The sequence below is a fragment of the Acidobacteriota bacterium genome (assembly GCA_003225175.1).
Lineage (GTDB): Bacteria > Acidobacteriota > Terriglobia > Terriglobales > Acidobacteriaceae > Gp1-AA112.
Map to the genome: position 1 here is coordinate 46,546 of QIBA01000066.1, position 21,385 is coordinate 67,930.

Below are 21,385 nucleotides of genomic sequence, written 5' to 3' on the forward strand. Positions count from 1 at the left end.
CTGGCTGCAAAGGCGCGTAGAATTGAGTAGCTGGAATTGAATTATGGATGAATTGGTTATTGCCGGGCGAGCCTTTAACTCGCGCCTCATTGTAGGCACCGGCAAATACAAGAATGGAGAGCAGACACGACATGCGATCGCAGCCTCTGGGGCCGAGATCGTCACCGTGGCTGTTCGCCGCGTGAACCTCGATCGCGGCAAAGACTCCCTCCTCGACTTCATCGATCCGGATCGCTATTTTCTGCTGCCCAATACTGCCGGCTGTTACACCGCAGACGAGGCCGTCCGCACGGCGATGCTGGGGCGCGAAGTCGGTCTGTCGGACTGGGTGAAAGTAGAGGTAATCGGCGACCAGAAGACACTCTTCCCCGACGTGCTGGCGACTATTGAAGCCACACGAACTCTCGTGAAAGAAGGATTCACAGTTCTGCCCTATACCTCTGACGATGTCGTAATCGCGAAGCGATTGTTAGACGCTGGCGCCAGCGCCATCATGCCGCTTGGAGCTCCGATCGGTAGCGGCCTAGGTATCCAGAATTCTGCGACGATCCGTATCCTACGCGAGATGATCACTGATGTTCCGCTGATCGTGGATGCTGGTGTCGGTACCGCCTCCGACGCAACTGTCGCGATGGAGCTCGGAGCTGATGCTGTGCTCATGAACACCGCCATCGCGAATGCCGAAAATCCCGTCCTCATGGCCGAAGCTATGCAACACGCTGTACTTGCGGGCCGCAGCGCATATCTTGCCGGCCGCATGCCGAAAAAGTTATATGCCACTGCCAGCTCACCTCTCGAAGGCGTAGTGCGATGAATCCCATGACAGAACCGAAGAAGGATCGATTCTCCTCGTATGACGAATTCTTCGCCTTCTACTTGCAGGAGCACTCGCGCACGGGAAACCGCTTGCTTCATGCCTGCGGCACTCTCGTTGGGTTGGCCGTATTCGTATGGGCCATTGCAACTGGCCACTACATCTGGGCTCTGCTCTGGATTCCCATTGGTTACGGCTTTGCCTGGACTGGTCACTTTCTCATCGAAGGCAATAAGCCGGCGACGTTCGGACATCCGTGGTGGTCGTTTATCAGCGACTTTCGCATGCTCGGCCTTATGTTCACGGGTAAGTTGAAGAACACTGACTAACTCGCGCCTTCGTCCATCCGCATTCGCCCGTCGATTCTGCGACCCTAAGTAACTTTCTGCTGACCTTGGAATGTGCTTTGCTAGGCCGAGGACGCCAAGGGGTATTCTCATGCGGATTTACAAGATTCTTCGTTGGCCCATTTTGGTCATTTTCTGTTTCATGATCGCTTTGTTCCTGAAGCCGCCCGATCGTGTTGCTCCTCGCCAGCAATCGCCGGCAGCAATTGCAAAAAACGCCAACAGATTCCAGAGCAAGCTGGGAGAGTTGCAGGAAGCCCATCAGCGCGGTGAGGCTGGTGCTGAAATTCGACTTACATCGGAAGAGGTAGCTGCAGCCCTCGTTCTTGCCAATCCGCAGCCAGAAGCTCGACACATTCAGACCGCCAGCTCGCCGAACAATAATGCGAGCACTCCAGCCGAGGTCACACCGGAGCAGGTGCCGGTGAAAGATCCTCAGGTAGTCTTTGAGGGCGACGAAGTCAAAGGGCAGTTCATGGAGCACGTATATGGGAAAGATGTCTTCGTTACTCTGAGCGGTCACCTGGGAGCACAGGACGGCTACGCAACCTTTCAGCCAACGAGCTTCCAGATAGGGAGCATGCCTGTGCCGATCTCAGTAGTGCAGGCGCGACTGGATAAGAAACTGAACGATCCGGAAACGCGCGAGAGGATGAAGCTGCCGGAGTTCGTGAGCGACTTGAAAATCGAGAACGGTCAGTTGGTGATTACGGAAAAGTAGGTTCCTCTTATCGTCAGCGCGGCCCAAGCAGTTTGCTCGCTCACCTCGCCCTCCTATAAAATCGTGAGTCTTCTTCATGTGGTTGGAACTGCTTAGAGTTCCTTCCTCCTCTGAAATCCCCGATACATGAAAATTCACGAGTATCAAGCCAAAGGCATTCTTGCGAAGTATGGCGTCGCGATCCCGCGCGGGGAGATGGCCAACACCAAAGAAGAAGCATTTGAGATCGCCAAAAATTTGCTCGCGAATGGGGCGAAGGGCATCGTTGTTAAAGCGCAAATTCACGCCGGTGGACGCGGTAAGGGCGGCGGCGTGAAGTTGGCTAAGAATGCCGAAGAAGCTGAGCAGCTCGCGGGTAAGATTCTTGGCATGCAGTTAGTCACGCATCAGACCGGACCACAAGGGCAGAAGGTACAACGACTTCTCGTTGAAGAAACGCTGCCGATTGAGCGGGAACTCTACCTTGGCATCGTGCTCGATCGCGCAACATCGAAGCTCGTCTTCATGGCATCAGCAGCCGGTGGAATGGAGATCGAGGAAGTCGCTGCTAAAGATCCAAACGCAATCTTGAAAGAGACGATTGATCCTGCGGTAGGATTTCAAGCTTTTCAGGCACGCAAGCTGGCGTTTGGTCTTGGACTCAAACCTGAGCAGGTGAATCCCGCCGTGCAATTGATGCTGGCGCTGTATCGCGCGACTGCCGAAGCGGACGCTTCGCTTTGCGAGATCAATCCGTTCATCACCACGACCGACGGACGAGTCTTTGCGCTGGACGCGAAGATGAACTTCGATGACAACGCGCTGTTCCGGCACAAGGACATTAAGGAGCTGCGCGACATCGCCGAAGAAGATCCTCTGGAGGTAGAAGCATCGAAGTACAGCCTGAACTACATCCGGCTCGATGGAAACATCGCCTGTATGGTGAACGGAGCCGGCTTAGCGATGGCGACAATGGACATCATCCAATACGCAGGCGGCATGCCCGCGAACTTCCTCGATGTCGGCGGCGGCGCCAATGCCGAGCAAGTCGAACATGCTTTTGACATCCTGCTGAGCGATAAAAACGTGAAAGCAGTTCTTATCAACATCTTTGGTGGAATCCTACGCGTTGATACGCTCGCGAAGGGAGTTGTGGAAGCTGCGACGAAGACCAAAATCGGGATTCCTGTCGTGTTGCGACTGGAAGGAACGAACGTTGAACAAGGCCGGGAGATCCTGAAACAGTCAGGTCTGAATTTCATTGTGGCCGACACAATGAAAGATGCAGCCGAAAAGGTCGTCAGAGCCGCGCAAGCGTAATTAAAAACATGTCGATACTCGTAGACAAGAATACGCGACTCATTGTCCAGGGCATCACGGGACGCGAAGGCACATTCCACGCGAAGGGATCTGCCGAATATGGAACTAAAGTTGTTGGAGGTGTGACTCCAGGCAAAGGTGGAACGACGCATGAGGGCTGGCATGTGTTCAACACTGTTGAACAGGCCATGCGTGAGACCGGCGCGAATGCCACGATGATCTTCGTCCCCCCTCCATTTGCAGCTGACGCAATCATGGAAGCCGCCGATGCCGGCATGCCGCTCATCGTTTGCATTACCGAGGGCATTCCCGTTATGGACATGGTTCGTGCCGGGGAATTTCTGCAGCGTAAACGTTCGCGGTTGATTGGTCCGAATTGTCCGGGGATCATTTCGCCAGGTAAGTGCAAGATAGGGATTATGCCCGGCCGCATTCATAAGCAGGGAAACATCGGGATTGTGTCCCGATCCGGGACTTTGACTTACGAAGCCGTCTACCAGCTTTCGCAGCGCGGCATCGGACAATCGACTGCCATCGGTATTGGCGGCGATCCCATCATCGGTACAACATTCGTCGATGCGTTAAAGCTCTTCAACGAAGATCCCGAAACGGAAGCCATCATCATGATCGGTGAAATCGGCGGCAATGCCGAGGAGACTGCGGCGGAATACGTGAAGAAGCAGGTTCGCAAGCCCGTGGTTTCGTTTATTGCAGGGCAAACGGCTCCTCCGGGGCGCCGCATGGGCCATGCTGGCGCCATCATCTCCGGAGGGCATGGTACGGCGAGCGAAAAGATCCAAGCGCTCGAAGCCGCTGGAATCCAGGTGGCGAAATCGCCTGCGGTAATTGGTGAAACGCTCGCGCAGGCGATCGGTCAATCCGCGAGAGCGTCGTAAATTCAAGCAGCATCGTAGAAACGCAGCATGCTGCGTCTCTGCTGTTCGCCCGCTCGAAGAATCAATATTTCAAACAGAAATTCTGAAGCAAGGACTCATAAACAGTGAAAACTTTGGAACGAACATTCAGCATTATCAAACCTGATGCGGTGGCAAAGAATGCGACTGGCGACATTCTCGGCATGATTCAACATGCCGGCTTCAACATTCTGGCCATGAAGATGCTTTCCATTACGAAGAAGCAAGCGGAGGGTTTTTATGCCGTGCATGCGGCGCGTCCGTTCTTTGAATCACTGACAAAGTTCATGTCTTCAGGACCGATCGTGGTGCTTGCGCTAGAGAAGGAAAACGCAATCGCGAATCTGCGAAAGCTCATGGGTGCCACCGACCCTGCAAAAGCTGAAGCGGGAACAATTCGGAAGAAACACGCGTCGAGCATCGAGGCGAATTCGATTCACGGTTCAGATGCAGAGGACACTGCGCGCTTCGAGCTGAGTTACTTCTTCGCGGGATACGAGCTCACGAAGTAGCGAGCTGCATCGTGGAGACGCAGCATGCTGCGTCTCTACTTGGTATAGATCATGCCAGTAATTCAAATCACTCTTTTGAAAGGCCGTACGCTGGAACAGAAGCGTAAGGTTGCGGCGCGCATGACGGACGCGCTGGTGGAAGAAGCGGGCGCGAATCGCGCGGCTGTGACGGTGACCTTCGTCGAAGTTACCAAGGAGGACTACGCGAGCGGTGGAGTCCTCCTTGCCGATAAACAATAGTCGGTTGAGGCTAAGAATCAGGCATACGCAGGTTCGAGCAAAGCTGATAAAGCCTCGAGCAGCACGCGCTCACCATCGCGAGAGTCGATGGCGGCATCCACTTCGTGGTGTTTGCCACTGGCGTGGATTACCAGAACGCGCGTTAGAGAGTTGGCTTTCTTCGCCATGTACGGAAGGTGGTGGCGGTCATCTCGAGTGAGTGTGTGTCCGAGCACTACGATTTCATATTTGTCTTGCCGCACCGCCTCTTCAATCGCTTTTCGTCCGATGGCCGTCTTCACCGAATAGCCGGCCCTTTCCAGGATGTTAAGGTGCAGCTCCAAGGATTGCGCGTCGCCCTCACCATACAAAATCTTTGCCTTGACCGAAGTCTTGCCCATCTACCACCTCCGCGATGGGCAGAGTAGCAGCAGGAGCGCGGCTTCTGAAGATCACGAAAGATTGCGGCCCAGTAATGCGATAAGTTTCTTGCTGGAAACTAACTAAAGTAACCTTCGAAAAACTCTGCTTCCGGCCAAACTGCGCGTTCCGAGCTGCATCTAGTTTTCGACGATGGCAGATTCGGACACTTCCGACTCTGTGTATGGGATTGGCCGGCAAGCGCTTCGCTTTTCTCTCCATGAAGCGGCGGTATATGTAATCGCCAGTTTCTGTATCGGGATCCTCGGAGGATGGGTCTGGTCAGTTCTGCCATTCTTCAACTTTCCGCGTTCGGGAAGTAGTCTCCAGTTTCTCTACAATCATTTATTTGTTCTCAGTGTTGTTCCGGCATTCCTAACTGGGCTGTTGAATGCGAGATTTCGACACAGCGTCGCTCAATTTGTCTGGGTGTTGCCGGCCATTCTTCTTGCCTACAGGTTAATTACATTTCCCGAGAAGGCGAGCGTCTTAGCACCCGGAGCGTGGCCAGCATTTCACTACTACTTCGGTGGAGGGTTTCTGATCGGGGAGTACCACAGCTGGCGCGAATTTTACGAGATTATTTTCTCGTCTAATCCTGATATCAGCAGAGCGTTCGCACAGCAGCGTCTCACTGCGCCGTTCTATGCCGGGATTGCGTACAGTTTCTCAATCTGGTGGGGCTTGCGAAGGGGGCGCATAGCTAGCATTCTGCAAGCAGTTCGAGATCGGGAAATTCGAGGGTTCGAGCTTGAGGAACCGGCTTCGAGTGAGGCGACGATCCCTAGCGAACAGCCACCGGCGCAACAGCGTGCACCTGTTCAATGATCGCGTGCGCGTCGATCTTATACTTCGCGAGCAACTCTTCGGCCTTGCCGCTGTGTGGTACCTCGCGAACTGCGAGACGGCAAACTCTTACGCCCTCCGGCCCAACCGCTTCGGCGACAGCATCGCCGATACCGCCAGCAGCGTAATGATCCTCAACGGTGATGATTGTGTTGTTCGTAGCAGCCGCTGCTTTTAGCAGCGTCGTAGTGTCGACAGGTCGCACGCTGAAGATATCGATCACCCGAATTGCGATTCCTTGTTTCTTCAACTGGTCGTATGCTTTGAGAGCCTCGGTAAGCGTGACGCCTCCGCCGACAAGAGTTACAACATCCTCATTGCTCTGGCGCAGCACTTTTGCTTTCCCAATTTCGAACTTCTCATCATTTCTATAAATGACCGGTTGCTTCGGACGTCCGGCGCGGATGTACGCAATCCCATGATGGGAAGCAGCAAGATCGACCGCATACCACGCACTCACGGCATCGCTGGGATAGAGCACAATCGAATCCGCCATGGCGCGGAAGAGACTTAAATCTTCCAAGCCCATCTGCGAGGAGCCGTCTTCACCGATCGATACACCAACGTGGGTGCCGATGAACTTCGCGTTCAGGTGCGCGAGTCCCGCGAGACGAATGAAATCGGCGGCGCGAGTGAAGAAGCAGGCGAAGGTCGATGTGAATGCGATTTTGCCGGTGGCGGCGAAGCCCATGGTCACTCCAACCATGTTCTGTTCGGCGATGTACATCTCGAAGAAACGATTCGGCGCGACTTTCTGGAAGAACTCGGTGTGCGTGGAGTTCTCGACGTCGCCGTCAGTACAAACAACGTTCTCATTCGTTTTGCCAATTTCCGCAAGCGCTAGACCCGCAGCTTCGCGTGTGGCGACCTCCTTACCAAATTCGTATTGCGGACTTGGAATGTGTTTGTACTGCCCGTACTGTTTCGCTCTCCCTGAGGGCTTGCTCGGGGTCGGCTTTGCAGCGTTCGTCTTCACAAACTGCTTTTCCAGTTCAGCAATCGCCTTTTCTGCTTCATCCTTCTTTAGCGCTTTGCCGTGCCAGCCATTCTTATCTTCGATGAAAGAAACACCTTTGCCCTTCAGCGTTCGCGCGAGAATGACAGTTGGTTTTTCTTTTGTCTGCTTGGCATTGTCAAACGCGCCGAGCAGCTCGCGGACGTTGTGTCCATCGATGACCAGCGCGTTCCATCCGAACGCCGACCAGCGCTGCTTGTAGACATCCATGTGATGCTCAAGCATCGTGGGCTGGCTCTGGCCGAGGCGATTCACATCAACGATGGCGCAGAGGTTGTCTACTTTGTGGTGGACAGCAACTTCAGCTGCTTCCCAAACTGAACCTTCGGCGTTCTCACCATCCCCTAACAGGGCATACGAGCGGGAGTTTGAGGTATCCACGCGAGCATCGAGAGCCATACCAAGCGCCACGCAGATTCCCTGGCCTAGCGAGCCGGTCGGAACAGAGACGAATTTCAGGACAGGCGTGGGATGTCCTTCGAGATCGGAGTCGATTCTGCGCAGAGTGAGCAAATGCTCGCGATTGATGTAGCCAAGCTCCGCCCAGGTGGAGTAGAGCACCGGCGCCGCGTGTCCTTTGGAGAGCACGAACTTGTCGTTGGCCGGATTCGCAGGATCTTTCGAGTCGAAGTTCATCACCGAGAAGAAGAGACACGCCATGATCTCGGCTGCGGACATGCAACTCGTCGGATGTCCGCTACTTGCCGCGGTGGTCGCGCGAATGGAATCGATTCTGAGCTGAGTGGCGATATTGTGTAGCGAATCGAGCAGATCTTGTGAGTAAGGCACTGGGGGCTCCCGAAGAGAAGTGCGAAACCTTTCAGTCTATTTTTACCAAGCGTGTTGGTCAATGCGGATGAGACGAGCAGTCAGCCGTCAGCACTCAGCCAAGAAGCTCTGTTGAAGTTTTCTCTATCTCAACTAATCTGCCGAGACTCTAGTCGGTTTGCCGCACAGGTGAATCGACTGAATGCTGAGTGCTGACCGCTGAGTGCTCTTCTCAACGCGCAGAGATCAAGACAACCGTTGCATCATCGAATGCAGGTTGACCAGCGCTGAAGGTGCGAATGTCGTCCAGGATCTCCTGCGTCGAGATTTTTGAGTTCTGCATTAGACATTCCAGGCGAGCAGTCCCGTACTCGCGCTGTTGCTCGTCGAGCGCTTCCGAAATTCCATCGCTGTAGAAAAGTAGCTTACCGCTGCCGCTCAGAGTCACAGTCGATTCGGAGAAGGTGGTTTCAGCGATCCCAAGAGGTAGTCCCGAATCGGTCTCAACCAGAGTCGTGCAAGTGCCACGAGCCAGCACCGGCCACGGGTGTCCAGCATTTGCAAACGTAAGAGTGCGCTGCGCAGGATCGAGGACGCCATAGATCATGGTCACGAACCTGCCTGCAGGAAAGTCGCGCAAGAGCTTGCGGTTCAGTCTCGTCAGCACTTCACCGGGACTCGCCGCGCTCTCTGCGATCGAGCGGAATATGCTGCGTGTTGCCGACATCAGCAATGCGGCGGCTATGCCTTTGCCTGAAACATCCGCGAGCACTAAGCCCCATTTCCCATCAGGGAGCTCAACGTAATCGTACCAATCTCCGCCCACTGCGCCTGCCGGCAAGGTTGTGCCGGTGATGGCAAACTCGGGCAGCAGGATGGAGGAATTCGGCAGCAACTGCTGCTGAATCAGGCGGGCCTCTTCCGCCTCTTTACTCAGCCGCTCATTTACCTCGCGCTCGCGCTGGAACAGGCGCGCATTTTCGACTGCGATGGCAATGTGGTCGGCGAGAGCGCACAGTACCTTTAACTGTTCCGGCGCGAAGCCGTCAAGCTCAAGATGAACCGCGTGGAAGACGCCGATCACACGATCGCCGATCTTCAACGGAATCGCGACTGCCGACTTTACATTGTCAGCGCACGGCAAATAGTACGGATCTCGGCTTACGTCAGGCGCATAGTGCATCTTGCCGCTGAAAGCGACGTGACCTACCATGCCCTGCTCGCCGATCTTTAGCGTATGCCCCTTCCCGTGGGTGGAGCAGCAGTGCATTGTCGCGGCCACCATTTCGTTTCGCGTTTCATGCCGCAGGAAGATATCAACTTCCAGGCAGCCGAACGAGCAAGCAATCTCGTTGACGATGCTGTCTACCAGCAGTCCAAGGTCGAGAATCGATGTGATCTTTTTCGTCGCGGTCTGGAGCTTGAGAAGGTTCTCGATCAGCTCCTCCTGGCCAAGAGGTGCCGGAGGAAAGCGATGAATCGACGTTCTCGGAGCGGTAGCCATGGTGGACACTCTGGAGGCACCTCGCGATAGCGCAGGGGACGGGTAACCGCTTGTGTTGATGCTCTGGGACTTAAAATGATGCTTTTTGTTGCACCCTGGGGGCAGTTCATGCGGGGCGAGCAACGGATGCGTGCAACTTCAAAAACTCCCAGGAGATCCCTCCAGATCCCATGAGATCCCTAGGGATATCCCTGCCTGATCCCTAGGCATCGAGCAGAAATGCCTTGAGACTTGGCGGGGATTTGCAAAGACCATGGCATCGATCGCTTAGGAAGAGCAATCGGAGAAACCACTCGGATCCCTTCTGATTTACCTTTTCGCTCTCGGCGCGTATTTTCCGCAATGCTTCCAGCTCTCATCGGACAACTCCAGTTCCATTTTGATACAACGCATGACTTTCAGTGATACCGCATTGGGGATGAAGAAATCAATGTTCATCCGTTGCTCTACGATTTTTTCGACGCAGGCGAATCAGACACTTGCGAGCATTGGAAAAAATATTTTCGCAATCCGTTGCTCTATGAGAATCCACAGGTTCGGTTTCGGGAAGAGCAGCGAGTTCAGCCGTCATTGAAGAAAGCAAAAGGGCGACCCATTTGGGTCGCCCTTTTTTCATCGCCTGCAAAATTGCTTATCCGCGTGGCAGGAAGATATCCCGATCGAGTCGCAGGTCGAGTGCCTGTCCCTTGTTCAGTCGGATGTTGCGCCCGGTTAGCAGGCCGACTCCGGCGCCGAGTCCGCCGCCGGCGGCCGCGCCGATGGCTGCGCCTTTACCGCCACCTGCCGCCACGCCAGCGATTGCGCCGATCGCAGCTCCTGCCGCGGCTGATTCAATTTCGCGCCGGCTGTCCACCTTGGCGTGCTTAATCTCGCCTTCCGGTCCAGTCTCTGATTGGACGCCATGCTCGCCGGGAACCCCGGCAACGGTGGCAGCGAGGGGAACCCAGCCATGCTTAGTCTTAATTTCGTCAAAGCTGAGCAGCAGGCGCGAATGCAACCCGCTCTCCACGTCGCTCACGTGGCCTTTGACTTCTGAACCCATGGGGATCCTCGTCCCGTCGGGAGCAACCAGATCCTGCGCCAGCTTAGCTTTGAATTTTTTGCCGGGCGAGTCTTTGGCGGTGTCGAGAGTGTCCTTCAGTTGGATTTCAAACTGCGTGTCTGCGGGGATCACATTCGGTGCGCTTGGCCCCTGGTTGCGCTGATTGAGCACCGGTCCCTGGCTCATGTCAATCTGTCCCAATGCTCCTAGCGCTGGCGATATGCTCATCCCCAGTGCAATGGTTGCGGTAGCCCATAGCTTCTTCATGCAGTTCTCCTCTACTACTCCGACGAAATACGCGCTCGGTTAGACGAACGATTAAACCCCAGCGTGGCCAGAAAGTAGTGTTTGAATAGGCGAAACGGTGGCCTTTTATTTCGAACCATTTATCGAACCATTGGCTGTCTGCCAGTAACCATTCACTCGCGTTCGTAACCCATCCAGCTACTTTCCTCTCGCCTTTACGGGAACGCCTGCATCATATTCTGCAGCAGAGCTGCTTCAGGGTGATGGCAGCGGGGAGTGGGGGTCATGACCGGGGGAATGGACAAGAACAGGCAACTTACATATGGCCTCGGTGGCCTGGGAGTGCTTCTGGGTGGGTTAGGAGTATTTCTCGTCACGGAAAAGGGTCGCGAGATTGTGGGCAGTTTGAGCCGCCATCTGGAACGCGCGCCAGAGAGCATCGAACAGATCGCGACCGCAACCCAGGCTGAGCTGGATCGAATTCAACAAACACTCAATCAGATCGCTGAGCGCTTAGAAGCGATGGGCTAACTTCAAAGCCTTTCAACACCGGAGCACGGAGAAGACCCTCCCTTCTTGTCATTCCGAGCCGCGCGGCTGTTGGCGGTAAGGAATCCCCAGAGACCTTGATATGCTTCATTTGATCTAGAATCACAGCGCTTTTCCCTCAACAGAAACTTATCCTCGAAAAAACCCATCGTAATTTTTCAGCCCAGTAGCAGTCTGTAGCGATTCCTCATCGCCAAAAACCGGCGCTTCGGAATGACAATGGGGCAGAAAGATGTTTAATAGTCTCTCGATATGTTGACCTGCAGTGCGGTGCTGTTCGATTTGGATGGTGTTCTGGTTGATTCCACGCCGGCAGTCGAGCGGGTCTGGCGGGGCTGGGCTGACGAGCATGGGCTCGATCCTGATTTTGTTATGCAGTGGGCGCACGGCCGCCGCTCTATTGAAACGATTCTTCGTGTTGCTCCGTCGCTGGATGCTCCTAACGAAAATCTCAAGGTAGAACGTCGTGAAATCGAAGACCTCGAAGGTGTGCGCGCGATTGACGGCGCAGCCGAATTACTCGCAGCAATGCCGCCGGGCCACTGGACGGTCGTGACTTCAGCTACCCGCGAGTTGGCTGAGGCACGCATGCACTACGTAAATCTTCCGCTTCCAAAAGAGGCAATCACCGCAGAGCTGGTCGAACGCGGGAAACCTCATCCTGAACCATACTTGAAGGGGGCAGCACTACTCGGATTTCCTGCGAACGAATGTCTGGTGATCGAAGACACCGCCGCGGGCATCGCATCGGCAAAAACCGCCGGTATGCAGGTGATTGGCTTGACCACGACCTACCCCGCTCATGAATTGCGAGAGGCCGATGTGATCGTTCGCAGCTGCGCAGACATTCACGTCGAAGTTCGGGCAGGGGACGAAGACAGCCTCAAGCTCCAGTTCTATTTCGAATACTCACCTGCGGAAATCTAGGCCGCTTTCTCGGACGATTCCGGCATAGAATTCGGACAATTCCGGCTTAGAATAAAGAGTGCTCCTCTAGCACACTCATTTCCTCCAAGGAGTCAGCATGGCCCTGAGCCGGACGGAGCATAAGAAGACTGCGGTTGCCGAACGACCCCAAGAAAAGAATTATCAAGGGCTCACTCCAGAACAATTAATCCAGATGTACCGGCTGATGTTCATGTCGCGCCGGTTGGACGACCGCGAGATTTTGCTCAAGCGGCAACAGAAAATCTTCTTCCAAATCTCAGGCGCCGGACATGAGGCTCTGCTGGTTGCTGCGGCGATGGTCCTCAAGCCGGGATATGACTGGTTCTATCCCTATTATCGTGACCGCGGGCTCGTGCTTGCTCTCGGTGTGACTCCGGAAGAACAATTGCTGCAGGCTGTCGGGGCCGCTGACGATCCGGCATCGGGCGGACGCCAGATGCCGTCGCACTGGGGACACAAGAAATTCAACATTGTCACACAGTCGTCGCCGACCGGAACTCAGCTTCTGCAGGCGGTCGGATGCGCCGAAGCTGGACGATATTTCGCGCAGAATCCTAAAGCCGCCGACCGTCATGATCCGAAAGACTACTCCGGCTACAAGGACGTCGTATTCCATGGCGACGAAGTTGTGTACGTTTCCTGTGGCGATGGCACGACGAGTCAGGGCGAATTCTGGGAGGCAATAAACGGCGCCTCTAATATAAGGCTGCCCGTGCTCTTTCTCGTCGAGGACAACGAGTATGCGATCTCTGTTCCGGTTGAGGTGAACACTGCCGGCGGAAATATCTCGAAACTGGTTGCGAATTTCCCAAATTTCTATTTTGCCGAGTGTGATGGCACCGATCCCGTGGCGTCTTATGCAGTATTGCGTAAAGCGGTCGAACATTGCCGCTCCGGCAAGGGCCCGGCGTTTGTTCATGGGCATGTGATACGTCCGTATTCTCATTCGCTTTCGGACGACGAAAGACTTTACCGTCCGGAATCGGAGCGCTCACGCGATGCGCAGCGTGATCCCATTACGCGCATGCAACTGTTCCTGATTCGGGAGAATATTCTCGATGAGGCGGAGATCAATCGCCTGGAGAAGGAGGTTGATGAAGAAGTCCACCGGGCCACAGATCGGGTGCTGGCTGCGCGGCTTCCGGAAGCGGGGTCGATTACCCGGTTCGTTTATTCGGCCAACATCGATCCAGCGTCTTCCTCCTTTGCGACGGAACCGAGCCGCAATGGAGCTGACAAAACCATGGCCGATCTCATCAATGCGTGCCTTCGCGATGAGATGAAGCGCGACTGCCGCATTGTGATGTTCGGCGAAGACATTGCCGATTGCAGCCGCGAACAATATTTGTCCGAAAAGCTTGTGAAAGGGAAGGGCGGAGTATTCAAACTCACGTCAGGTCTTCAGTGCGATTTTGGCTCACAGCGCGTGTACAACTCGCCGCTCGCTGAGGCCACCATCGTTGGACGCGCGATCGGAGTTGCGACGCGAGGAATGAAACCTGTCGTCGAAGTTCAGTTCTTCGATTACATTTGGCCGGCATTCCATCAGCTGCGAAACGAGTTGCCGGTGATTCGATGGAGATCGAATGGAAACTTCTCCTGTCCCGCGGTGATTCGAGTTGCCGTCGGCGGATACCTGACTGGAGGCGCAATCTACCACTCTCAATGCGGAGAGAGCTTGTTCACGCACACTCCGGGAATGCGCGTGGTGTTTCCCTCTAACGCTCTCGATGCCAACGGGCTGCTGCGCACCGCAATACGCTGCGACGATCCCGTGCTATTCCTCGAACACAAACGTTTGTATCGCGAGACTTACGGCCGCGCTCCGTACCCAGGCCCTGACTACATGATTCCCTTCGGCAAGGCGCGCATCGTCCGCGAGGGTGTGGACATGACGCTGGTCACGTATGGCGCGACAGTGCCGCGTGCTCTGCAGGCGGCGCAACGCATCGCGCGCGAGCACGACATCAGCGTGGAATTGATCGATTTGCGTACCCTCAACCCATATGACTGGGAGGCGATCGCCAACTCGGTGCGGAAGACAAATCGTGTGATCGTCGCGCATGAAGACACGCTGAGCTGGGGCTACGGTGCTGAGATTGCCGCGCGTATTGCCAGTGAGCTCTTTGAGCATCTGGATGCCCCAGTGCGCCGCGTTGCTGCGATGGACACGTTTGTTGCCTATCAGCCGCTGCTCGAAGACGAGATTCTGCCGCAAGCCGACGACTTCTACAAAGCAATGCAGGAACTGGGAGAGTACTAGCCCTTTTCCCACGGAGACACAGAGTCACGGAGAAAGCAAGAGCTAACCACAAAGGATACTAAGGAACACCAAGGATCAAGCCGACCGAATCCGTCGTGATTTCTCCGGTTTCTGTAGGATCCGATAACGCCATGGCATTCTCTGGAATTTTCTCCGGCGACGAACGCAAGCGCAAAGAGCAGGAGATGCGCAGTGAAGGACGTCTTCCTCCCGGCCAGTCACTCACGCTGAAGTGGCCGGTCCTGCACTATGGATCGGTTCCGCGATTCAACGAATCAAAATGGGATTTCCGCGTTGCAGGAATCGTCGAGCATCCGCTGCACCTCACCTGGAAAGAATTCACTCAACTGCCGCGCGTGGACCGAACGAGCGACTTTCACTGCGTGACGCGCTGGAGCCGATTCGACAACCGCTGGACCGGGGTTGCCATGCGCGAGATCCTCTCTCGCGCTAAGCCGAAGCCGGAAGCCAAATACGTGCTCATACATGCGGAGCAGGGATATACCGCAAATGTTCCTTTAGCTGACCTCGATCGCGATGACGTTTTGCTCGCGACCCATCACGATGGCGAGCCTCTCACGCCAGATCACGGATACCCCTTGCGGCTCATCGTGCCGCATCTCTACGCGTGGAAGTCAGTGAAGTGGGTGCGCGGGTTTGACTTTCTGAGCGAGGATCAAGCGGGATTTTGGGAACAGAACGGTTATCACATGCGTGGGGATCCGTTCACAGAGCAACGGTTCGATACGGACTAGCGCTCCATGAAGATCCTTCTCATCGGCGGCACTGGATTCATCGGCCGCTTTGTCGTCGAGCAGCTCGTTAACTCCGGACACGACGTGACTGTTCTTCATCGCGGCAAGAGTAATGTCCAGCTTCCGGACGGTGCGCGACGTGTTCTTGGTGACAGCAATGGCCTGGCTGAGCTTCGTCCAGAACTGCGCAAGCTCTCATTGGATGTAGTCATCAATTTCATTCTGAGCTCTGGTCGACAAGCACAACAAGTGCTGGAGGCGCTTCGCGGCATTGCAGGGCGCGTAGTCGCGCTTAGCAGCATGGATGTCTATCGTGCTTGCGGAGTGCTGCACGAAACTGAATCCGGCGGGCTCCAACCGGTGCCGCTGACCGAAGAATCTGAGTTGCGAACGAAACCTGCATATACTCCGCAGCAGATGGAAATGGGCAAAAGGATTTTCTCCTGGATGAATGACGAGTACGACAAGATCGCTGTGGAAGGCGCCATACTGTCGAATCCAGAGCTTCCCGGAACGGTCCTGCGGTTGCCGATGGTTTACGGACCGGGCGATCCGCTGCATAGGTTTCTCCCCATCATCAAACGCATTCGCGACGGTCGGCGAAAGATCTTGTTCGAGCAAGATATTGCGTGTTGGCGCGGAACGATGGGCTTCGTGGAGAACGTCGCAACTGCGATCAAGCTGGCAGCCACGCGTTCGGAGGCGAGCGGTCGCACTTACAATATTGCGGAGGAAGATCCGCTCACTGAGGTCGAATGGGCACGGCTAATCGCAAAGGAAATGGCATGGGACTGTGAATTTGTCGTGCTGCCAAAAGAGCGTGTTCCGCAGCATTTGCTGCATCCCGGAAATTTCAAGCAGCACTGGGTAGCAAGTTCAAAACGGATTCGGCAGGAACTCGGTTATCGCGAAGCGATTTCTCACGATGAGGCTGTCCGTCGAACAATACGCTGGGAGCTCGAAAATCCGCCTGCGCAGATTCCTGAAATATTGTTCAACTACGCAGCCGAGGATGACGCGGCTCTACCTTGAAGCCTCAGTCTCTTCGTAATCGGAAAGCGACAGGTTCAAATTGCCGGCATTGGTTGCGTATCCAATCGCCGTGGCTTTGGTGATGACCCCGTCCCGGACCATTTTCTCCAGCACGGCGTCAAAGTGCTGCATGCCTTCCAGTTCGCCATCCTTCATCGCGTCATGCAGCGACTGACCACTGCGCTCGCCGTTCATAACGTAGTCTCGCGTGCGCATCGTGGATTTAAGGATTTCAATGGCAGCCATGCGTCCATGACCATCTTTGCGCGGCAATAAGCGTTGGGAGACGATGTAGCGGAATGATTGCGCAAGGCGGTTGCGGATCGCCGTTTGCTCACTAACTGGAAATTCTCCGATGATGCGTTCGACGGTCTTTGGCGCATCGATTGTATGCAGTGTAGAGAATACGAGGTGACCGGTTTCGGAAGCCGTCATCGCGATCTCGATGGTCTCGCGATCGCGCATCTCGCCCACCAGAATCACTTTCGGAGCCTGGCGTAATGCAGCTCGCAAGGCGAGAGCGAAGGTCGGCGTATCGCTGTGCAACTCGCGCTGATGAATCGTCGATTTGCCGTGCGGGTGCATGAACTCGATCGGATCTTCGATGGTGACGATGTGGTACGCCTTCGTCTCGTTGATGAGACGGATGATGGCAGCGAGTGTCGAAGACTTTCCCGAGCCCGTCGGGCCTGTCACCAGAACGATGCCATTCTTCAGCCCCGCAATATCTTTCAATTGCGGCGGCAGCTTGAGATCTTCAAAAGAGGGGATCACCATCGGGATAGTGCGCATAACGATGGCGTACGTTCCTCTTTGCCGAAAGACGTTTACGCGAAATCGTGCTAAATCGGGAATACTGTAAGAAGTGTCGCAGGCGCCGTCGTTCTTCAGGAAGTCAGCAGCGCGCTTATTGGCGCCGATCAGATCAGCGGCGAGTCTCGCCGTGTCCTGCGCCGAGAGCACAGGCAGTCCTGGCACCACAACCAGTTGGCCTCCCAATTCGACCTGTGGAGGACGATACGGCGAGATGATCAGGTCGCTGACTCTGGCATTGAACTTGACCATTGTAGTAATCAGTGCAGGAGTCGAAATCGCCGCGGCGGGCGTGGCAGGAGCTGCGGGTTGCGAAGCGGCTGGAGCAGTCGTCGGCGTGGTCGCCATGCGATGTACCTTTTTGGGAAAACCTTAATTTTGTACCGATTACTTCTTAACGATTGCGTTGTATCCGTCGCCCGCGAGTTTGCTCTTCATGGCCTCGGCATCTTTGAGTTCCGCAAACGGCCCAATCTGCACATGATAGAGATTGTCGACGCTGGTTCCCGGAGCAACGAATACGGGATAGTTCTTCCTGCGCAGGGCTGCGACTAGTACATCGGCATCTTCCTGCTTGGTGACCGCGGCAACTTGCACCGTGATGTTGCCGCCAGTCGTGGGGTCGGACAATGTCGTGGACGGATTCGTGGTGGCTGCTACGGGCAACACAGAGGCAGTTGGCTGAGTACTGGCCGGAGCGGCGTTGTCTGCAGGCGCTGGCTGCACTGGCGGAGTTTGCTCGAGTTGTGCGCTTGTGTTTGCGTCGGGCGCAGAAGTGACGACTACTCTTGGCGCATTGACCGTGACACCTGCTCCAGGCTTAGCGCCCGAAGTGTTCACGGCCGAGGCAGTTCCGTTCTGCAGTGCCATGGGGCCGGAATTCCGGCCCAGCGCATAACCGAGCCCAAAAAAAGTTCCGCACATCGCTACGAGAACGAAGAAGATGCCGAGCAGTTTCCCTGTTCCCAATATGATCTCTGTATCTTGCTGCTGTTCCGACATTGAAACCTCTGGTATTACGCAGACTTGTTCATCTGCGCGTGCGCTTCCAAAATCTTGTTCAGGCTGCTCATTAACTCAATCGGCAGCGGGAACACGATGGTCGTATTCTTTTCAACACCAATCTCAGTCAAAGTTTGCAGATACCGAAGCTGCAAGGTCATCGGCTGAGTTGCCAGTACCTGTGCGGCGTCCGCAAGCCGTTGTGCCGCTGAGAATTCGCCTTCGGCATGAATGATCTTCGAGCGCTTTTCGCGCTCTGCTTCGGCTTGCTTGGCCATGGCGCGGAGCATGCTCTCGGGCAGATCGACCTGCTTAACCTCGACGTTCACCACCTTTACGCCCCATGGAGCAGTGTGCTGGTCGAGGATGGTTTGAATCCGGAGATTCAACTTCTCGCGATGCGAAAGTAGCTCGTCGAGTTCGACTTCGCCCAGTACTGACCGCAATGTTGTTTGCGCGAACTGGGAGGTCTGGTAGACATAATTTGAGACCTCAACCACAGCTTTGTTCGGATCGATTACGCGCAGGAAGATCACAGCGTTCACTTTCAGCGTGACATTGTCGCGGGTGATGATGTCCTGCGGAGGCACCTCAAGCGCTTCCTGCCTGAGAGAGACACGAACGATGCGATCGATCGGAACGAAAACCAGAATTACGCCTGGACCCTTGGCTTGGCTCAGCAGACGGCCGAGACGGAAAATGACTCCGCGTTCGTACTCCGCCAGAATCTTGATCGAACTGATCAGGTATAGTCCAACGATGATGGCAATGGCCGGAATTAGATAATCCAATTTCCTATCCTTTTCTTCCGCACAAAGGTTTCGGGGTGAACTGGTGCGGATTTTACCCTAGGATTTGTGCTGTCCGACTCAAGCATAAGCCTGAGTAGAAGTTACGAGAGTGTGCTATTTCAGACTGGAACCAGCGGGTACACCCACCGAGACGGGTTCGACAGTAAGAACGAGATCGTGAATTCCGGAGACCCGGACCGTCTGCCCCGATTCGGCTCCCGCTGGGCAGTAAGCGTTCCAGATCTCGCCGTGAACGAAGACCTTGCCCTCAGGCCGAAGCGTCGTTTGCGCCATCCCTAACTCGCCGATCAGCCCTTTCTCGCCTGTCACGACCTTGCCTCTGCGGGCCCGGACAGCGATGTTCAGCAGGAAGATTGTAAGAAGGCCGAAAGTGATGCTGACTGCGATCGCCGTGACTGGCTGAATCCGCATTTGTGGAATTGGTCCGTCGACCAGCAGTAACGCTCCCAGGATCATCACCGCAATCCCACCTATGCCGAGAGCGCCATGGGTGGCGAACTTCGCCTCTAAGGCGAACAGGATGAACGCTGTCAAAATGAGAGCCACCCCGGCGAAACGCAAAGGTAGCAGGTTGAGTGCGAAGACCGCCAGGACTACGAAAATGATGCCTACAACTCCGGGAATGATTGCTCCGGGATGATTCAGTTCGGCGTAGATCGCGGCCAAGCCGATCATCAGGATCAGGAAGGAGATATTCGGGTCCATCAAGAATGAGAGGATCACTTCCTTGAGCGACATCTCGTAATCGACGATGTGTGCCCCGGAGGTGTGGAGGAGCAGCGTCTTCCCATCAAAGCGGGTTATCGTCTTACTGTCGATGTCTTTCAGGAGTTCAGAAGCATCCTTAGCCACGTAGTCGATCAAGTGCTGTTGCAGAGCCTCTTGATCGGTGAATGATTTCGATTGACGCACGGCACTCTCGGCAATCTCGACATTGCGTCCCCGCTTGCCGGCGTAAGAACGGATGAAAGCAGCGGAATCGTTCTCGAGCTTTTCCTTCATCACGGGATCCATAGTGATGCCCATGAGCACGGGATGCGCGGCTCCGGTATTGGTGCCCGGAGCCATTGCCGCGATATCGGCAGCTTCGAGAATGTAGAAGCCCGCAGAGGCCGACCTGCTTCCGCTGGGATAGACATACACAATCACCGGAACAGGCGAGGCCAGCATTTTGGCGATGATCTGGCGGGTGGAGTCCGAGAGTCCGCCGGGAGTTTGGATTTCCATCAGCAAGGCCTGCGCGTGCTGGTCGGCAGCGCGCGCCAGGCCACGCTCGATATATTCGGCAGAAACTGGATTTATGGTTCCATCGATAACGATTCGAACAACATCGGCGTGAGCTGACAACCCGAATGCGAAGGGTATCAACCAAAAAGCGCGTCGCCAGGAATGGATCAGGCGCGTCATTGCTTGCTCCTCGGCGGCGTGTCGAGTCGGGAGGTGAGTTGCTGTCTTAATTGCAGCGCGGAGCTGTTGGTGGGCTCCAAGCGAAGCGCCTGGGTTAAGTCATCGTTCGCTGCATCCAGCTTGTTCTCTTTCAGGTGCAGCTGAGCCAAGACAACGTAGGTCTCGGACGTTGGCCTGTCACGCAATGATTGTTCCAATTCGGAACGAGCGCCCGCCAAATCGTTGAGTGCAATCTGCGCATTCGCCAGACCCAAATGCGCTTCGGAATTCTGCGGATCGAGGGCAAGCGCCTTACGGAAGTGATCGCGCGCTTCCTCATAGAAACCTTGCGATAGCCGTTGCTTTCCCTGATCCACGTGCATGGCAGCATGCTTCCTTGGATTGGAGTTTGCCATCTGCGCTTCCTCAGCATTCTCCATGGCGAAGGCAAGCTGCCTGAAAGATGCCTCGTCGTAGTTTCTCTTGATTCGCTCCAATGGGGGACGTGCGAGGGAAGAGCTTCCCAAGGCGAGCGTTTGCAGATAATTTCTTGCCTCGGCATCTGTCGGGCGAAGGCTCAATACTTCTTTTAATTCTCGAATGGCAGCCTGCTTGTCCGTAGTCCGGGCAAGCGATAGAGCAAGGTTGAAGTGATAATCCGGTTGTCCGCGACTACGCGGAGCGCCTCGGCCGCGCGATCGATGTTCCCGCTGTAATAGGCAGCGAGTCCGAGAAAGAAGTTCGCTTCTGCGGCGTGCTTGTCTGACTGCGGAATCTTCGAAAGCCACGCGACTGCCGACGAGTACTCTCGCTGATCAAAGTAGGTTTTTCCCAATGCGAGAATCGCGACGGTATAGTTCGGATTCAGGCGCACGGCTTCTTTCAAACGCCTGATCTTCTCAGCGTTAGCTGTCGCCACAACTCCACGGACGTAATTCTCCAATGCATCCAGACGGATGTTCTTCGTCTCAGTAGTGAAATCCTGCTTTGTAGCTATAAGGCCCGGTTGAATGGTATGCATCAGGTCCCACGCGATGGCGGCCTGTATGTCGATCAGCTGTAGCAGTGATCCCGATTCGGCAACGTATGGCGAGAGATGCAACCGTCGCATGTCCAGGAATTGCGCCTTCGTAGAGAACGAATTGCCATCGTAGTTAT

Annotated in this window: 22 protein-coding genes; 13 read left to right on the forward strand and 9 right to left on the reverse strand. The window is 55.2% G+C overall.

The window, feature by feature from the left end; translation table 11 throughout:
* The first annotated feature begins 43 nt into the window (after positions 1-43).
* From DMG62_19460 to DMG62_19490, 7 genes are all read left to right on the forward strand, one after another.
* The gene (locus tag DMG62_19460) at positions 44-814 is read left to right on the forward strand and encodes a thiazole synthase (GenBank protein ID PYY21190.1); all 771 of its coding nucleotides are present in this window, start codon (positions 44-46) and stop codon (positions 812-814) included.
* Positions 815-819: 5 nt separating this feature from the next.
* Positions 820-1,143, forward strand: a complete 324-nt coding sequence (locus tag DMG62_19465; protein ID PYY21306.1) for a DUF962 domain-containing protein — start codon at positions 820-822, stop codon at positions 1,141-1,143.
* 109 nt (positions 1,144-1,252) lie between these two features.
* The gene (locus DMG62_19470; GenBank protein PYY21191.1) at positions 1,253-1,882 is read left to right on the forward strand and encodes a hypothetical protein; all 630 of its coding nucleotides are present in this window, start codon (positions 1,253-1,255) and stop codon (positions 1,880-1,882) included.
* Between the two features lie 126 nt (positions 1,883-2,008).
* Entirely contained in the window at positions 2,009-3,181 is a 1,173-nt protein-coding gene (locus DMG62_19475) for an ADP-forming succinate--CoA ligase subunit beta (protein ID PYY21192.1), read from the forward strand.
* A gap of 8 nt (positions 3,182-3,189) precedes the next feature.
* Positions 3,190-4,077, forward strand: coding sequence for a succinate--CoA ligase subunit alpha (locus tag DMG62_19480; GenBank protein PYY21193.1), 888 nt, complete (start codon positions 3,190-3,192; stop codon positions 4,075-4,077).
* A 104-nt stretch (positions 4,078-4,181) separates the two neighbouring features.
* Positions 4,182-4,607 (forward strand): nucleoside-diphosphate kinase, encoded by a 426-nt coding sequence (locus tag DMG62_19485; GenBank protein ID PYY21194.1) that lies wholly within the window; start codon positions 4,182-4,184, stop codon positions 4,605-4,607.
* Positions 4,608-4,658: 51 nt separating this feature from the next.
* Complete coding sequence (locus DMG62_19490) at positions 4,659-4,847, forward strand: 4-oxalocrotonate tautomerase (GenBank protein PYY21195.1); 189 nt, start codon at positions 4,659-4,661, stop codon at positions 4,845-4,847.
* Positions 4,848-4,864: 17 nt separating this feature from the next.
* Here the strand turns inward: DMG62_19490 and DMG62_19495 are convergent, their stop codons facing one another.
* Complete coding sequence (locus DMG62_19495; GenBank protein ID PYY21196.1) at positions 4,865-5,227, reverse strand: hypothetical protein; 363 nt, start codon at positions 5,225-5,227, stop codon at positions 4,865-4,867.
* 172 nt (positions 5,228-5,399) lie between these two features.
* Here DMG62_19495 and DMG62_19500 point away from each other — a divergent pair, with 172 nt between their 5' ends.
* Positions 5,400-6,074, forward strand: a complete 675-nt coding sequence (locus DMG62_19500; GenBank protein PYY21197.1) for a hypothetical protein — start codon at positions 5,400-5,402, stop codon at positions 6,072-6,074.
* Here the strand turns inward: DMG62_19500 and DMG62_19505 are convergent.
* The 3 genes from DMG62_19505 to DMG62_19515 form a co-directional block, all read right to left on the reverse strand.
* A complete protein-coding gene (locus DMG62_19505; GenBank protein ID PYY21198.1) occupies positions 6,031-7,896 on the reverse strand; it encodes a transketolase in 1,866 nt (621 codons plus the stop codon). The two genes, DMG62_19500 and DMG62_19505, sit on opposite strands and share 44 nt — an antisense overlap.
* Before the next feature lie 211 nt (positions 7,897-8,107).
* The gene (locus DMG62_19510; protein ID PYY21199.1) at positions 8,108-9,379 is read right to left on the reverse strand and encodes a hypothetical protein; all 1,272 of its coding nucleotides are present in this window, start codon (positions 9,377-9,379) and stop codon (positions 8,108-8,110) included.
* 631 nt (positions 9,380-10,010) lie between these two features.
* Entirely contained in the window at positions 10,011-10,688 is a 678-nt protein-coding gene (locus tag DMG62_19515) for a hypothetical protein (protein PYY21200.1), read from the reverse strand.
* A gap of 264 nt (positions 10,689-10,952) precedes the next feature.
* Here DMG62_19515 and DMG62_19520 point away from each other — a divergent pair, with 264 nt between their 5' ends.
* From DMG62_19520 to DMG62_19540, 5 genes are all read left to right on the forward strand, one after another.
* The gene (locus DMG62_19520; GenBank protein ID PYY21201.1) at positions 10,953-11,198 is read left to right on the forward strand and encodes a hypothetical protein; all 246 of its coding nucleotides are present in this window, start codon (positions 10,953-10,955) and stop codon (positions 11,196-11,198) included.
* A gap of 270 nt (positions 11,199-11,468) precedes the next feature.
* Positions 11,469-12,143 carry an HAD family hydrolase gene (locus DMG62_19525; GenBank protein PYY21202.1) on the forward strand — a complete coding sequence of 225 codons (675 nt, stop codon included), beginning with the start codon at positions 11,469-11,471 and terminating at the stop codon, positions 12,141-12,143.
* 97 nt (positions 12,144-12,240) lie between these two features.
* Positions 12,241-14,427: a dehydrogenase gene (locus tag DMG62_19530; protein PYY21203.1), complete on the forward strand. Its 2,187-nt coding sequence runs from the start codon at positions 12,241-12,243 to the stop codon at positions 14,425-14,427.
* 131 nt (positions 14,428-14,558) lie between these two features.
* Positions 14,559-15,182 carry a sulfite oxidase-like oxidoreductase gene (locus DMG62_19535; protein PYY21307.1) on the forward strand — a complete coding sequence of 208 codons (624 nt, stop codon included), beginning with the start codon at positions 14,559-14,561 and terminating at the stop codon, positions 15,180-15,182.
* A gap of 6 nt (positions 15,183-15,188) precedes the next feature.
* Positions 15,189-16,214 (forward strand): NAD-dependent dehydratase, encoded by a 1,026-nt coding sequence (locus tag DMG62_19540; protein ID PYY21204.1) that lies wholly within the window; start codon positions 15,189-15,191, stop codon positions 16,212-16,214.
* On the opposite strand, the gene DMG62_19545 is transcribed toward DMG62_19540, so the two are convergent.
* The 5 genes from DMG62_19545 to DMG62_19565 all read right to left on the reverse strand — a co-directional run bounded on the left by DMG62_19545 (position 16,206) and on the right by DMG62_19565 (position 21,015).
* Positions 16,206-17,375 (reverse strand): twitching motility protein, encoded by a 1,170-nt coding sequence (locus DMG62_19545; GenBank protein PYY21205.1) that lies wholly within the window; start codon positions 17,373-17,375, stop codon positions 16,206-16,208. The two genes, DMG62_19540 and DMG62_19545, sit on opposite strands and share 9 nt — an antisense overlap.
* Positions 17,376-17,414: 39 nt before the next feature.
* Complete coding sequence (locus DMG62_19550; protein ID PYY21206.1) at positions 17,415-18,029, reverse strand: hypothetical protein; 615 nt, start codon at positions 18,027-18,029, stop codon at positions 17,415-17,417.
* Between the two features lie 14 nt (positions 18,030-18,043).
* Complete coding sequence (locus tag DMG62_19555; protein PYY21308.1) at positions 18,044-18,808, reverse strand: hypothetical protein; 765 nt, start codon at positions 18,806-18,808, stop codon at positions 18,044-18,046.
* Between the two features lie 126 nt (positions 18,809-18,934).
* Positions 18,935-20,248: a serine protease gene (locus DMG62_19560; protein PYY21207.1), complete on the reverse strand. Its 1,314-nt coding sequence runs from the start codon at positions 20,246-20,248 to the stop codon at positions 18,935-18,937.
* Positions 20,245-21,015, reverse strand: coding sequence for a hypothetical protein (locus DMG62_19565; GenBank protein ID PYY21208.1), 771 nt, complete (start codon positions 21,013-21,015; stop codon positions 20,245-20,247). The genes DMG62_19560 and DMG62_19565 overlap by 4 nt, the downstream gene beginning before the upstream one ends.
* Between the last annotated feature and the right edge of the window lie 370 nt (positions 21,016-21,385).

Coding starts and splice junctions, on each gene's coding strand:
- DMG62_19545 (PYY21205.1), bottom strand. CDS start 17,375: ATGGCGACCACGCCGACGACTGCTCCAGCCGCTTCGCAACCCGCAGCT.
- DMG62_19495 (PYY21196.1), bottom strand. CDS start 5,227: ATGGGCAAGACTTCGGTCAAGGCAAAGATTTTGTATGGTGAGGGCGAC.
- DMG62_19490 (PYY21195.1), top strand. CDS start 4,659: ATGCCAGTAATTCAAATCACTCTTTTGAAAGGCCGTACGCTGGAACAG.
- DMG62_19530 (PYY21203.1), top strand. CDS start 12,241: ATGGCCCTGAGCCGGACGGAGCATAAGAAGACTGCGGTTGCCGAACGA.
- DMG62_19470 (PYY21191.1), top strand. CDS start 1,253: ATGCGGATTTACAAGATTCTTCGTTGGCCCATTTTGGTCATTTTCTGT.
- DMG62_19550 (PYY21206.1), bottom strand. CDS start 18,029: ATGTCGGAACAGCAGCAAGATACAGAGATCATATTGGGAACAGGGAAA.
- DMG62_19480 (PYY21193.1), top strand. CDS start 3,190: ATGTCGATACTCGTAGACAAGAATACGCGACTCATTGTCCAGGGCATC.
- DMG62_19515 (PYY21200.1), bottom strand. CDS start 10,688: ATGAAGAAGCTATGGGCTACCGCAACCATTGCACTGGGGATGAGCATA.
- DMG62_19475 (PYY21192.1), top strand. CDS start 2,009: ATGAAAATTCACGAGTATCAAGCCAAAGGCATTCTTGCGAAGTATGGC.
- DMG62_19525 (PYY21202.1), top strand. CDS start 11,469: ATGTTGACCTGCAGTGCGGTGCTGTTCGATTTGGATGGTGTTCTGGTT.
- DMG62_19535 (PYY21307.1), top strand. CDS start 14,559: ATGGCATTCTCTGGAATTTTCTCCGGCGACGAACGCAAGCGCAAAGAG.
- DMG62_19510 (PYY21199.1), bottom strand. CDS start 9,379: ATGGCTACCGCTCCGAGAACGTCGATTCATCGCTTTCCTCCGGCACCT.
- DMG62_19540 (PYY21204.1), top strand. CDS start 15,189: ATGAAGATCCTTCTCATCGGCGGCACTGGATTCATCGGCCGCTTTGTC.
- DMG62_19460 (PYY21190.1), top strand. CDS start 44: ATGGATGAATTGGTTATTGCCGGGCGAGCCTTTAACTCGCGCCTCATT.
- DMG62_19560 (PYY21207.1), bottom strand. CDS start 20,248: ATGACGCGCCTGATCCATTCCTGGCGACGCGCTTTTTGGTTGATACCC.
- DMG62_19520 (PYY21201.1), top strand. CDS start 10,953: ATGACCGGGGGAATGGACAAGAACAGGCAACTTACATATGGCCTCGGT.
- DMG62_19500 (PYY21197.1), top strand. CDS start 5,400: ATGGCAGATTCGGACACTTCCGACTCTGTGTATGGGATTGGCCGGCAA.
- DMG62_19465 (PYY21306.1), top strand. CDS start 820: ATGACAGAACCGAAGAAGGATCGATTCTCCTCGTATGACGAATTCTTC.